Consider the following 14,472-nt stretch of genomic DNA (forward strand, 5'->3'; position numbering starts at 1 on the left):
TATGATTTATAAAACAATTATTGCTATTCTGATAACTATTAATATAATTCCGGTTTTTTCTCAAAACCTGCAGGTTGATTACGGTATTGACTACCAGAATTATGAAATGACTAATTTAAAGGAGTTAACAAACAGCATCTACAGAACCATACCTTTCGACGCAAAGATAACTAGTAATTTTCCCCCATATTTAAGGCACCATATTTCAGGTCTTTACAGTTTGAGTAATAATCTGGGACTAGGATTTTCTTTTACATACCAAACCAGTGGTTCCCGAATATCAAGAGCAGATTATTCAGGAAGTTATAACTACGATATGATAATCAATGGTTACTCTCCTGGTATTAAAGGTCAATTAAAAGTATCTGACTTCAGGTATGTGTCATTGTACTTCTACAGCTCTATAGGTTTAATTTTCAGCAATTTAAAACTAGTAGAAAATTTTAACATCCTGGAATATGAACCTCAAATATCAGAGGAAGATTTTGTATCTACAAACCTTTTTTTTGAACCTGGATTACGGTTTGAGCATCTTATTTCAAATTTTTGTATCAGCTTAAACTCAGGATATAATTTCGGTATTTATAATGGCGACCTTAAATACAGAAAAGATAAACGTTATATACTAATCAACCAACAGGAAGAAAGCTTAAACGCGAACTGGTCCGGTTTATATATTGGACTTGCCATAGGGATTATTTTACATTAATACACAAATAATGAAAAAAATATTTTTAATAATTACGACAGGAATATTGACCTTTTTTGTTTCGGCAGAAAACTATCCATACAGAAGTAATGTTTTATGGGTTACCACTCCGGATCATGACAACTGGTTGTATAAAATAAATGAAAAGGCTTCTGTAACAGTCTCAGTGTATGAATTTGGAATTCTGCAAAACAACATTGAAGTCAGTTACAGTATTGGACCTGAATTGATGCCCGGTGAAAAAAGTGGCAACGTAATCCTCAAAGATGGTAAAGCAGAAATTCCACTTGGTACAATGAAGGCGCCCGGATTTCTGGACTGCAGACTGGAAACGACAATAGGTGGAAGAATTTATAAGCATCACATCAAAGTTGGATTTGAACCGGATAAACTAAAGCCTTACACAAAATTACCGGAGGATTTTGTTACGTTTTGGGATCAGGCCAAACAGGAGGCCGCAGAATGTCCTTTAATGGCTGAACGACGATTTGTTCCTGAATTTTCAAGCGATAAAGTTAACTGTTACCTGGTAAAGCTACAGGTGTATAAAAAGGATCATTACGTGTATGGCTATCTGACTGTTCCCAAAAAAGAGGGAACCTTTCCGCTTGTATTTTCACCTCCGGGTGCTGGGATTAAACCAATGGACCCGCTGAAACATATGTTTTACGCTGAAGAAGGTTTTATCCGTTTTGATATGGAAATACATGGCATCAGACCTGATCTTGATGCCGATACCTACAAAGAGATCAGCAGAGCTTTTGGGAAAGACAACAACAGTTACCTTGTCAACGGACTTGACAACCGGGATTCTTATTATATGAAAAAAGTATACATGGCATGTATTGGAGCGCTTGATTACCTGACAAGCCTACCGGAATGGGATGGTAAAAATCTTATCGCACAGGGTGGTAGCCAGGGAGGTGCCTTAGCACTGATCACGGCAGGCCTGGACAAGCGAATAACAGCATGTGCAGCAAATCATCCTGCCTTAAGTGATATGATTGCATACAAATACGGACGTGCCGGAGGATATCCTCACTTATTCACCAAATTTACAGGGATGGATACACCCGATAAAATACGCACACTGACATATTACGATGTTGTAAACTTTGTGCGCTATATTAATGTTCCTGTATTCATGACCTGGGGATACAATGATAATACCTGTCCTCCGACAACAAGTTATTGTGTGTATAATTCCATAAATTCTGCCAAGGAAGCACTAATAACGCCTGTTAACGAACACTGGGTATCTACCGAAACCCGACATGTAATATTAAAGTGGATCAGAGATAATCTAAAATAGGAATTCTATTCCAGATCCAGATCAAACATTTTACGTAACAGGTTTATATCAGGGTTTTTACTGATCATACGTTGCAGTTTTTCAGAATTAGTGAAAAACTTTTTCTCCTCCACCGTCTCATCAACGGTAATGGAAAACCGAATCAGATCATTTTTTAATTTCGACCGTAAATGATCGAGAATAAGACTTTGTTCCTCAATAATTCTTTTTTCCTGAATATTGTTGTGAACCGTGAGTTTAATGGTCACTGCATCTGCAGCCAGTTCGGGTTGATGTGACTTCAGTGTTTCAGCCAGGTGTACCTTATCTTCAGCTATCTCGGCAATCATATTTCTCCACTCCTGCAGCAATGCCTGCTCCGTGAATTTCTGCTTGTTTTTTTCCCGGGAACCATCGGTACTAACTGCTTCTTCGTTTTGATCCTGGGCGTTATTTCCCTTTATAGATATTCCGATTGAACCAAGGCCGGTAACACTCTTAACTTTCTTTGTGGGCTGTTTGATTACTTCTGCAGCTGCAGATTTGCTTTTTTCCTGATTAACAAGTGGTTTAGATTCAGCTTGTGTAACATTATCCGTGGAAGTCTTAACCGGTGTGCTTACAGCTCCATCTGAACGTATAGGATCCAATACTTTTTCCTTGTCCTGTTCAGTTATTTTTTTTTTGGTTGACTAACTGAGCCAACTTAATCAGGGTTAATTCCACTAATAACCGCTTGTTCTTACTTAGCCTGTAGTTGAGATCACAATCGTTTGAAATTTCCAAAGCTTTGTAGAGAAACAACTGCTCACAGTTTTTAGCCTGAGTAACATACTTATTCCTGATTGCATCACCAACCTCAAGCAGTGAAACAGTCTGTGGATCTCGGCAAACCAGAAGATCTCTGAAGTGAGAGCTTAATCCGTTAATGAAGTGGCTTGCATCAAATCCCTTATTCAGGATTTCGTTAAAGATGAGTAACGCCTGTGATACATTTCCCGCTAAAAAGTGGTCAACCAGTTTAAAATAATAATCATAATCAAGAACATTCAGGTTTTCAATAACCTTTTCATACGTTACATTTGTTCCGCAGAAATTTACAACCTGATCAAAAATAGAAAGAGCATCACGCATTCCACCATCTGCCTTCTGCGCAATTACCGATAACGCTTCCGGCTCAACACTTACATTTTCCTTTGTTGCAACGTATCCCAGATGTTCAATTGCATCCTTAACATTAATCCGGTTAAAGTCAAAGATCTGGCAACGCGATAAAATGGTAGGTATAATTTTATGCTTCTCCGTTGTAGCAAGGATAAAAATGGCATGTTTGGGTGGTTCTTCCAGGGTCTTCAGAAAGGCATTAAAAGCCTGCTGCGATAACATATGGACCTCATCAATAATATAAATGCTGTATTTTCCTATTTGTGGCGGGACCCGGACCTTTTCGGTCAGTAATCGTATATCATCAGTAGAATTGTTGGAAGCTGCATCAAGCTCGTGAATATTATAGGAGCGGTTTTCACTAAATGCCTTACACGATTCACACTCACCGCAGGCTTCAATGTCTGATGTTGGATGAAAACAGTTTAATGTTTTTGCAAGTATACGGGCACATGTAGTTTTTCCTACACCACGCGGACCGCAAAACAGGTATGCATGAGCAATATGGCCTGTTTTTATAGCATTCTTCAAAGTTCCCGTGATGGACTTCTGACCAACCACTGTATCAAAACTAAGCGGCCTGTATTTTCTTGCCGATACTACAAAATTATCCATTTACTGTTCTGCTTTGTGCAAATATAATTATTTTTAAAAGTGTGTCCCGAAGTGTTCATCAATAGTTATTCACATTTGCATTAACATTTTGGTATAAATTTTGCATATTTAGCAAAAAATCTATAGCCATGTTACATAAAAGCATTTCATTCATTTTTGCATTGTTAATTTCGGTTCCGGGATTTGCCCAGAATAACGAAAAAATATATGATGCATCTGAAGTCACAGTTCTTCCTATTTTTGCACAGGGTAAAATGAGCCTCGCAGATTTTCTGAAGTTCTATCAGCAGTATCCGGAAGACGCGAAAGAAAAGAATGTCAGCGGTACGGTTGAGTTATCTCTGATTATTTCATCTGACGGTGAAATACTGAATTCTTCCATTTCAAAAGGTGTTGATGAATCTCTGGACAAAGAAGCACTCCGCCTGGCAAATATGATGCCCGAATTTTCACCTGCGGAATTGAATGGGAAACCGGTTAACAGTAAAATTAAAATTGGCATACCTTTCAATAGTACAACGCAAGCAACAATGAAACCTGTCGCAACGGAATATGCATCCGGAAACAGTACAGAAAAAGTTGAGAAACAGGCAGCACCTGCAAAAAAATATCCGTTGTATGTTATTGATGGTAAAATTGTAAACGATGATATTAAGGTCAATGCGGACAATATAGAATCTGTCCGGGTCATTAAAGGCCAAAAAGCAATTGACAAATATGGTCAAAGGGCTGTGGATGGTGTCATAATTTTCACAACAAAAAATTTCACAAACGACTAAATGGTTTGTGATAAAAAAAGTGCCGGTCTTAAAACCGGCACTTTTTTTAATCCTGCATATCGTTTAACAAATCTATCTTCCGCTTCAGAATTTCGAGCCTCTCCTTTGCCTTTTCAATCTTTCGCTCATAATCCTTTACAACAGAACCCGACTTTTTACCTGTGGAAAGAAATCCAATATTATTTTCCCAAACGGCAATATCGTTTTCCAGGGTTCGGTATTTATTCAGTAGCTTATTCCGTTCTGAATTCAGCTTATCATCCGAGCGCTGACCAACCTGAATATCTTCAATCTTGGATTTATACTTTTCCACCTCCCTTTTGGTCTCATCCATATTCAACTTATCAAAGTGCCTGTTAATGGCATTCCGGTATTCATTGTATATGGCATCCTTATCACGGAACGGAACATGACCAATGGAATTCCAGCGTTCCTTAAAATCGTGCAGAATACCAATTGTTTTCTCATTATCCTCCTCAGGTTCAAATGCATTTATCTCGTCAATCAGTTTTTTCTTTAATTTCAGATTATCATCCTGAACCTTATCAATATCATGAAAAAACTCTTTTTTACGGTTGAAGAAATGATCACACGCATTTCGAAAATCATTCCAGATGCTGTCAGAATGTTTCCTGGGAACCGGACCAATCTTCTTCCATTCCTTCTGTATGCGAACAAGTTCGCTGGTTGCTTTTTTCCAGTCCTCGCTGTCCTTTAACGCCAGTGCTTTATTTACCAGTGCCTGCTTTTTCTCCAGATTATCATCCTGAAGTTTTTTATACTCCTGGTAATACTTGCGTTTATTATCAAAAAACTCATCACAAGCCTTTCTGAAACGTTCGTAAATCTTATTGTTATATTTACGGGGAGCAAAACCAATTGTTCTCCACTCCTTCTGAATGCCGATTATTTCCTGCGATTTTTTATTCCATACCTTTGGCCTCTCGTAAACCTGACCGGCAATTTCCTCCACTTTCTCACACAGGGCAGTTTTCTTTTCCAGATTCTCTTTCTGGTTCTCCTTTATATCATCGTAGTACTGCTGATGCTTTTTATTAATTTTTGCTGTTGCTTCCTTAAAGCGTTCCCAAAGGGGTTCTTTAAACTCCTTGGGTACTGGTCCGATTTCCCTCCATTCTTTATGTAATTCCTGCAGATTATTGAATGCACTTACCGCATTTTCTTCATTTATAAGTTCCTCTGCAACCTCACACAGATGTTCTTTAGCTTCCTGATTCTTCTTAAGATCCAGATCCCGCAGATCTTTATTAATCTTAATGTAATCGTAAAACATCTCGATACTGTGATGATAGCTTTCGTAAAGATTTCTGACATTTGATTGAGGGACCGGTCCAATTTCCTTCCAGCGCTTCTGTAATTCCCTGAAGTTGTTAAACGTATTATTTATGGATTCTTCGCTCTGTATTAACTCTTTAATCCCTTCTATTACATCTTTTTTGGCCAGAAGGTTCAGCTCTTTCTCTTCCTCAAACTTCTTAAGGATTTCATACCTCTTTCTCCTGTAATCTGCAATCAGCTCACTTAATAGCTGTTCCTGAGGATCGGGTGGCATTTTGAAATCCTTCTCTTCTCCACCGTCAGCAATAAACTTTTCATGCGTTACCGATACTTCATGCTGAAATTTCTCATAGAAGGTATTTTTTATTTTCTCTATTTCATCCTTCAGGTTACGTGATGTTAACGGGATGCTATCGATTAGATGCTTAAGCCGTATAACTAATTGCTCCTTGCTTAGAGACTCATGATCAATCTCATCAATTTCCTCTTCAGTATCGTTTTCATTATCGTCCTCATCAAGATCATCCGAAGTATCATCATCACTAACCTTTTCCACCTCAGTAGAAGATTTTTCTTCCTCCTTTTTACTGTCTTCGGTGGCATCTTCCACTTTTTCTTCCGATCCGTTTGTTTCAGATGCCGCTTCTTCTTTCGGCTCCTTTTCTGTATCCGAAACTATTTCATCCTTTTTAACCGACGATTTTTCACTTTCTGTTTCTTTTGATATACCGGTGTTTTCTTCACTTTTAAAGCCATCATTTTCAGGCAATTTATTTAGATCATTGTTCATAACAAAACAATTTTGGAGCATTACACAATTTTTATAAAATTAAAATAAAAATAGATAAAAACGAATTAAATAAAGAAGTTTAGAGAATTGCCGGAATTATATTTGTCATGACTTAGGGTATTGGTTAGCTCGTCTTTTTATTATATATTGGTCTAAACTCTGCATTTATGGAAATACCTCCTCTAAATACTTTATACAAGAAACAAAAAACAGATCGCGATATCTTTCAGGAGCTGATGCCGTTTAAAGTTAAGGAAATACTTCTGGTAGCCACCCTGTACGATGCATTTTCAATTACGAGTGAAGGACAGTTTTTTGACCGTATTGTTGGAGAATATCTGCAGCTAAACCTTTATGCAGCGCCCCGTATCACGAGTGTTTCTTCAGATGAAGAAGCACTTCTGAAACTTCAGTACAGTAATTATGATATGATTATTCTGACAGCCGGATTAAACCGCCTGTCTCCTATATCACTGGCCGCCAAAATAAAAAAAGTAACACCGGAAGTTCCAATCCTGCTGCTTGTAAATAATAACTCCGACCTGAAGTACTTTAAAATACAGGGCGGGAAAAGCAGGAATTTTGAACGCATTTTTGTCTGGAACGGCGACAGCAAGATATTCCTTGCCATGTCCAAGTATGTAGAAGATAAAATCAATGCTTCTGCGGATACGGTTATAGGTAATGTTCGGATCATTCTTCTTGTAGAAGATTCAGTGCGGTATTACTCGCGCTATCTTCCTCTGCTGTATTCCATTGTAATGAAGCAGACCCAGGAGATTATCCACGAGCATACTGTTGATGAGTTGCATAAAATTCTTAAAATGCGCGCCAGACCCAAAATTTTACTGGCTACATCGTATGAAGAAGCAATACAGGTTGTAAATAAGTATACAGAGAATCTGCTCTGTGTTATTTCTGACGTTTCCTTCAATAAAAACGGAATTCCTTCACAGTATTCCGGGGTTGATCTGTTAAATTATGTCCGTGACAAAGTAGAAATCCCATTGTTAATGCAGTCCTCAAATCTTAAAAACAGAGCAAAAGCAGATAAACTGGGGGTAGAGTTTATTCACAAGGAATCAGAAAGTCTGGCTCATGATATACAACACTTTTTAATGTCGCGATGCGGATTTGGTGATTTTGTATTTAAAGATATTGATGGTAATCCGATTGATAAAGCCACAAACTTAAAAGAATTTCAGAAGAAGCTTTCTCAGATTCCAAATGAATCCTTGCTTTATCATGGAAGCAGAAACGGATTTTCAACCTGGTTGATGGCACGTGGTGAAATTAATCTGGCAAGAAAACTACGTCCTGTTGATATCACTGATTTCACTTCTGTTGATGAACTGAGGGAAGCAGTCATTAATGCATTCGAAAATGTTAGATTAACACGATTACGCGGACGCATTGTGAGATTTGACCCAAGTCATATCAATACGCGTCGCTATGTCTTAAGGCTCGGAAATGGCTCCTTTGGGGGAAAAGGACGTGGTATTGCTTTCCTTTCAGACTTTATTGAAAATATAAGTTTTGAGAAGCTTATACCCGGAATCCATATTTCAGTGCCATCAACTGCAATTATCGGGGTTGAGGAATTTGAATTTTTTATCGAAAAGAACAATTTATCCGATACAGTTTACGGTGAAACTGATATTGATTATGAATCTGTTAAAACCAGTTTCCTGCAAAGTGAATTGTCTCCTGATTTAAAAGAGATCTTATTTGAGTATGTTCTTAATTCTACCAAACCATTGGCAATAAGATCCTCAGGATTATTTGAAGATTCATTCATGCAGCCTTTCTCAGGCGTATACAATACCTTTCTTCTTCCAAATGATCACAAAGATGTGACCGTCCGTTTTAACCAGCTTCAGAGCGCTGTAAAACTCGTATACGCTTCCATTTTCAGCGATTCTTCCAGAAACTATTTTAATGCCGTCAACTATAAAATCGAAGAAGAAAAGATGGCTGTAATTATTCAGGAGGTTATAGGCAATAAACATGAGGAATACTTTTATTCCGATATGAGCGGCGTAGCACAGTCATATAATTATTATCCTTTTGCATATATGGAACCGGACGATGGCTTTTCTGTTGCTGCAGTTGGACTTGGTATGTATGTGGTCGGTGGTGAAAAATCGCACCGTTTCTGTCCAAAATATCCTAAACTGGAACTTAAAGCCTTAAGCGATCAGATTAAGGACTCTCAGACATATTTTTATGCTGTCAGGTTAAACAACGGAAAGCCTGAAACACTGAAGGTAGAAAGTGAAAATCAGTTTATTGAGAAACTAACTATTTCTACTGCAGAAAAAGACGGCATCCTGGCAAATTGTGCTGAAGTTTATGATTATCAGAATGAGAGACTGGAACATGATTTTGACAAGAAGGGACCACGCGTGGTGAATTTTGCCAATATCCTGCTTTACGATAAATTTCCGCTGGCCAGTGCCATAGAAATTCTTTTACAACTCTGCTCCGAGGCCATGGGATCACCGGTAGAACTGGAATATGTGGTTGATTTTGGCACTGAACCGGATAGGAAGCCAACACTGTTCCTGGTTCAGATAAAACCACTTATTCAGAAAGAACTGGATGTCGATATAAATGAAGAGGTTTTTGACGAGTCCAATGCTCTGCTCATTGCATCAAAAGGTATGGGTAATGGCATATTCAGTGATGTGTGCGATGTGATTCTGATGAAGACCGAGAAATTTGACAGAACCAAAACTGAGGAAATGGCAGCCGATGTTAAAGTGCTGAACCGCCAGCTGGCTAATGAGGAAAGGGAGTACGTTTTGATAGGCCCGGGAAGATGGGGAACAAGGGACAAATACACCGGAATTCCTGTATTATGGTCACACATTTCCAAAGCCCGTGTAATTATAGAAGTGGGATTAAAGGACTTTCCTCTTGATGCTTCTCTTGGCTCTCACTTTTTCCACAATGTAACATCAATGAATGTTGGGTATTTTTCTGTACCATATAACTCACATGAGAATTATATGAATACTGAAATGCTGGATAAAGGTGAAGTTATATCAGAAACAAACTATTTCAGACATATAAGGTTTAATAAACCCCTGCAGATTATTCTGGATGGTAAAAAAAGAAAAGCCGTTATTGTGGTCAAAGAATAACGGCTTTCGGGTACTGATTTTCTATTTCTTTATGAGCAACCAGACATCCTTATGTTCAGGATACATCTCCATTATTGATGCGATCCTGTTGCGGGCATCTTTCTCAAAATCAGATGAGTATACCGCAACACGGTAATAACCGAGTTCACTCTTCAGGATGACAGGTGTTGTGAATCCCTTACTGCTAATCTGCTCTACATAATTGTTGGCATTCTTCAGGTTTTCAAAACTACCCAGAATGACATAGTATTTGTATGAAATATCATTTGGTGATGCATTGACAACAGAAACAGCTTCCTCCTTCACAACAAATTTCTGGGTTTTACAGGATGTAACAGATAATACTGCAACAATTAATAAAAGAAAAATATTCCTCATCATATCAATTTTGGATTAAACGATTTGGCTTACAATGATACTCAAAAAAAAATAACGCATTAAATGTTAATACGTTATTTTTTAATAAATATTGTGTTAGTAATTATAGCGTCTTTTTAACCTCTACCTCTTTATATCCTTCAATAATATCTCCGACTTTTATGTCATTGAAATTTTGAATATTAAGACCACATTCGTAACCGGAAGCCACCTCTTTGACGTCATCTTTAAATCGCTTAAGTGATCCCAGTTCACCGGTATATATTACAATACCGTCCCTGATCAGCCTGACTTTGGAGTTTCTGTTAAGTTTTCCTTCTTTCACCATACAACCGGCTACCGTTCCAACCTTAGTAATTTTAAAGGTCTCACGAACTTCGAGAGTTGCCACAATCTCTTCTTTAATATCCGGTGACAACATACCTTCCATCGCGTCTTTCACTTCATTGATGGCATCATATATAATAGAGTATAAACGGATATCAATCTCTTCTTTCTCTGCCAGTTTACGGGCACTCATCGATGGTCTTACCTGGAAACCGATAACAATGGCATTTGATGCTGCAGCCAGCAGAATGTCGGCTTCTGAAATCTGTCCTACAGCTTTATGTTTAATGTTAACCTGTATTTCCTCTGTCGACAGTTTCAACAATGCATCAGATAATGCCTCGATTGAACCATCCACGTCACCTTTAACAATAACATTTAATTCCTGGAAATTACCTATGGCGATACGGCGACCAATTTCATCAAGCGTGATATGTTTTTGCGTACGAAGTCCCTGCTCACGTTGTAACTGCTCACGTTTAGTTGCAATATCACGGGCTTCTTTTTCCGAAGCAAGCACATTGAAATCGTCACCAGCCTGAGGCGCACCATTTAATCCCAGTATCAATACCGGTTCAGCCGGTCCGGCTTCTTTTACACGCTGATTCCTTTCATTAAACATCGCCTTTACGTGTCCATGATAGGCACCGGATACGATCACATCACCAATACGTAATGTTCCGTTTGCCACCAATACGGTCGCAATATAACCACGTCCTTTGTCTAATGATGATTCCACCACAGAACCAGAGGCATGTTTTTGCGGATTTGCCTTTAGATCAAGTAATTCGGCTTCCAGCAAAACCTTTTCAAGAAGTTCTGTGACATTTAATCCCTGCTTTGCCGAAATATCCTGTGACTGATATTTACCACCCCATTCTTCAACGAGGTAGTTCATATTTGCCAGTGCTTCTTTAATTTTTTCAGGATTTGCACCCGGTTTATCAATTTTATTGATCGCAAAAACGATGGGTACACCAGCAGCTGCAGCATGGTTAATAGCTTCTACTGTCTGTGGCATAACGTCATCATCAGCCGCAACAATAATAATTGCAATATCTGTAACCCTTGCACCCCTTGCACGCATGGCAGTAAATGCCTCATGACCCGGTGTATCAAGGAACGTAATCTTTCTTCCGTCTTCGAGTGAAACACTGTAAGCACCGATATGCTGTGTTATACCACCTGCTTCTCCCTCAATAACATTCGATTTTCTTATGTAGTCAAGCAAGGATGTTTTACCGTGGTCAACATGACCCATAACAGTTACAATCGGAGGTCTTGGTGTATCATCTTCCAGATCTTCATCTGCTGTTTCTATGGCTTCCAGTACATCAGCACTGACAAACTCTACCTTATAACCGAACTCATCAGCCACAATGGTAATCGTTTCTGCATCAAGCCTCTGATTGATGGATACAAATAACCCCAGACTCATACAGGTGCTGATAACATTAGTTGGCGGCACATTCATCATATTTGCCAGGTCGCTGACCGTCACAAATTCTGTCAGCTTAAGAATATTCTTCTGCTCTTCCTGACGGGCGAGGTCCTGCTGATGCTTTTCTGATACCGCATCCCTTTTGTCCCTCCTGTATTTTGCACCTTTCGATTTACCCTTATTGGTTAATCGTGCCAGTGTATCTTTAATCTGCTTCTGTACGTCTTCCTCACTAATTTCAGGCTTGTATGATTTTTTGCCGCCCTTAACAGGTTTCTTTTTACTTCCCGGTTTGGCGTCCCTGTACGCATGGCTACCAAGGTTGACTTTTTCTTTATCCTTAATGATTCTTTTACGCTTTTTCTTTTCGCCGCTATCATCATCATTATAGGTACTGCCACCTTGTTTTTTATCCTGCTTTACATTACCCTTGGATTCTGTACGTTCCTGATTTACACGCTCTTTCTTCTGGTTTTTCTGTTTTTCCCTTTCAAGGCGTTCTTTCTTTTTTTCTTCCTTGCTCTTCTTAGCAGGCCTTGTCTTCTGATTGATCGTAGACAGGTCTATCTTATCAACCACCTTAATTTTCTGTTCTATCTTAACATCAGATGGTTTAAAAACTTCTTCTTCAGTCTCCGCTTCTTCTGCTTCCTCTTTTTCAGGTGCTTCCGCCTCAGGAACGGTTTCAACTACCTCTTCTTCTGCCTTCTGCTCTTCCGGCTCATCCGAAACCTCTTCCACAGCCTCTTCAGGAACTTCTTCCTCTTTTTCCTCAGCCTGTACCACCGGTTCTGTTTCCTCTGTTTCTTCGGCTTCTTCTTCCACGACCTCTGGTTCCGGTTCTGGCTCCGGCTCTTCCTGCGGTTTTGCTTTTTTCTTTTTACCTATGGAATCCAGATCAATTTTATCAACAATCTTAAATGAAGGTCTTTCATCTTCCGGTACTACTGTTGGAATTTCCTCCTCTTCCTCTGTTGAAACATTTTCATGAGGACCATCCTGTAAAGTTATAGTTGCTTTATTTTTTTCCTTATTATGACGTTGTTCACTGACTTTATCAGACTCTTTTTTGGCTGACAAATCAGAGCTGAATTCTCGTCGGAGGACTTCATAAATATCGTCATTAACCTTTGTATTAGGGTTATTTTCAACATCATCATACCCTTTTTTATGCAGAAATTCAACCATCGTTGAAATTCCAACATTAAATTCTCTAGCAATTTTATTTAACCTTACAGCCATAAGCAAATACGCCTAAATTTTATTGTTTGTAAACCCGAATCTGGTTTTGTTATTCAAATTCTGATTTTAATATTTTGAGAACATCTGCAATTGTTTCTTCTTCAAGGTCAGTCCGTTTTACAAGCTCTTCAAATGATAATTCCAATACATTCTTCGCTGTATCACATCCGATTGCCTTCAGTTCATCAATTACCCATTCTTCTATTTCATCTGAAAATTCGTCCAGAGTAACATCTTCTTCATCAACTGAATCAACTTCTCTGTACACATCTATATCATAACCTGTCAGCTGACTTGCCAGTTTAATATTCAAACCACCTTTCCCTATAGCAAGAGACACTTCATCCGGTCTGAGATACACTTCAGCTCTCATGGTTTCATCATCAAACTTTATTGATGAAATTTTAGCAGGACTCAAAGCCCTGGAAATAAACAACGATGTATTATTGGTAAAATTAATGACATCGATATTTTCATTCCGTAATTCACGTACAATACCATGAATCCTGGCTCCCTTCATACCCACACAGGCACCAACCGGGTCAATCCTTTCATCATAAGACTCCACTGCCACTTTTGCCCTTTCTCCGGGAATACGGACGATCTTTTTGATCGTGATCAGACCATCAAAAATTTCCGGCACCTCAAGTTCAAACAACCTTTCCAGGAATACCGGCGATGTTCTTGAAAGGATGATGATGGGTGTATTGTTGCGCATTTCCACTTTTGCAACAACAGCCCGTACTGCATCTCCTTTTCTGAAATAGTCTGAAGGAATCTGTTCGGATTTTGGCAAGATCAGTTCATTCCCTTCATCGTCAAGCAAAAGTATCTCTTTTTTCCATACCTGATACACTTCTGCAGTAACAATATCACCTACTCTTTCCTTATACTTTCCGTACAAATTGTCTTTTTCCAATTCAAGAATCAGCGATGCCAGACTCTGCCTCAGATTTAAAATTGCACGGCGACCAAAATCAATCAGTTTAACCTCATCGGTTGCTTCTTCACCCACTTCATAATCCTCGTCAATTTTTTTTGCATCCGACAACGATATCTGAAGGTTAGGATTTTCTACTTTACCATCCTCAACCACTTCCCTGTTTCTCCAGATTTCAAAGTCACCTTTATCAGGATTAATAATGATATCGAAATTTTCATCCGTGTCAAAAAGCTTTCTGAGTGCACTTCTGAAAGCATCCTCGAGCACACTTGTCATCGTTGCCCGGTCAATATTCTTTAATTCTTTAAACTCAGAAAATGTATCAATAAGATTAATATTGTCCATCTT

General features: G+C 38.7%; 10 protein-coding genes. 4 read left to right on the forward strand and 6 right to left on the reverse strand.

Annotated features, from left to right (window positions below):
- Position 1: 1 nt before the first annotated feature.
- Together ACE1EF_RS14185 and ACE1EF_RS14190 are read left to right on the forward strand one after the other, a co-directional pair.
- Positions 2–709: a hypothetical protein gene (locus ACE1EF_RS14185; protein WP_375721340.1), complete on the forward strand. Its 708-nt coding sequence runs from the start codon at positions 2–4 to the stop codon at positions 707–709.
- A gap of 10 nt (positions 710–719) precedes the next feature.
- Entirely contained in the window at positions 720–2,021 is a 1,302-nt protein-coding gene (locus ACE1EF_RS14190) for an acetylxylan esterase (RefSeq protein ID WP_375721341.1), read from the forward strand.
- 5 nt (positions 2,022–2,026) lie between these two features.
- Here the strand turns inward: ACE1EF_RS14190 and ACE1EF_RS14195 are convergent, their stop codons facing one another.
- Both ACE1EF_RS14195 and ACE1EF_RS14200 read right to left on the reverse strand, forming a co-directional pair.
- On the reverse strand, positions 2,027–2,650 hold the full coding sequence (locus ACE1EF_RS14195; RefSeq protein WP_375721342.1) for a hypothetical protein: 624 nt from the start codon (positions 2,648–2,650) through the stop codon (positions 2,027–2,029).
- Between the two features lie 19 nt (positions 2,651–2,669).
- A complete protein-coding gene (locus ACE1EF_RS14200; protein ID WP_375721343.1) occupies positions 2,670–3,779 on the reverse strand; it encodes a DNA polymerase III subunit gamma/tau in 1,110 nt (369 codons plus the stop codon).
- Between the two features lie 128 nt (positions 3,780–3,907).
- Between ACE1EF_RS14200 and ACE1EF_RS14205 the strand changes: the two genes are divergently transcribed.
- On the forward strand, positions 3,908–4,558 hold the full coding sequence (locus ACE1EF_RS14205) for an energy transducer TonB (protein WP_375721344.1): 651 nt from the start codon (positions 3,908–3,910) through the stop codon (positions 4,556–4,558).
- Positions 4,559–4,604: 46 nt separating this feature from the next.
- Here the strand turns inward: ACE1EF_RS14205 and ACE1EF_RS14210 are convergent, their stop codons facing one another.
- The gene (locus tag ACE1EF_RS14210) at positions 4,605–6,647 is read right to left on the reverse strand and encodes a DUF349 domain-containing protein (RefSeq protein WP_375721345.1); all 2,043 of its coding nucleotides are present in this window, start codon (positions 6,645–6,647) and stop codon (positions 4,605–4,607) included.
- Positions 6,648–6,814: 167 nt separating this feature from the next.
- On the opposite strand from ACE1EF_RS14210, the gene ACE1EF_RS14215 reads away from it, so the two are divergent.
- The gene (locus ACE1EF_RS14215; RefSeq protein ID WP_375721346.1) at positions 6,815–9,793 is read left to right on the forward strand and encodes a DUF5752 family protein; all 2,979 of its coding nucleotides are present in this window, start codon (positions 6,815–6,817) and stop codon (positions 9,791–9,793) included.
- A gap of 21 nt (positions 9,794–9,814) precedes the next feature.
- On the opposite strand, the gene ACE1EF_RS14220 is transcribed toward ACE1EF_RS14215, so the two are convergent.
- The 3 genes from ACE1EF_RS14220 to nusA form a co-directional block, all read right to left on the reverse strand.
- Entirely contained in the window at positions 9,815–10,174 is a 360-nt protein-coding gene (locus ACE1EF_RS14220; RefSeq protein ID WP_375721347.1) for an SPOR domain-containing protein, read from the reverse strand.
- A gap of 100 nt (positions 10,175–10,274) precedes the next feature.
- Positions 10,275–13,127, reverse strand: a complete 2,853-nt coding sequence (gene infB / locus ACE1EF_RS14225; RefSeq protein WP_375721348.1) for a translation initiation factor IF-2 — start codon at positions 13,125–13,127, stop codon at positions 10,275–10,277.
- A 103-nt stretch (positions 13,128–13,230) separates the two neighbouring features.
- Positions 13,231–14,469 carry a transcription termination factor NusA gene (nusA, locus tag ACE1EF_RS14230; protein ID WP_375721349.1) on the reverse strand — a complete coding sequence of 413 codons (1,239 nt, stop codon included), beginning with the start codon at positions 14,467–14,469 and terminating at the stop codon, positions 13,231–13,233.
- Between the last annotated feature and the right edge of the window lie 3 nt (positions 14,470–14,472).

Source organism: Quyinboa sediminis, assembly GCF_042219855.1.
GTDB lineage: Bacteria > Bacteroidota > Bacteroidia > Bacteroidales > UBA5342 > JBHJHP01.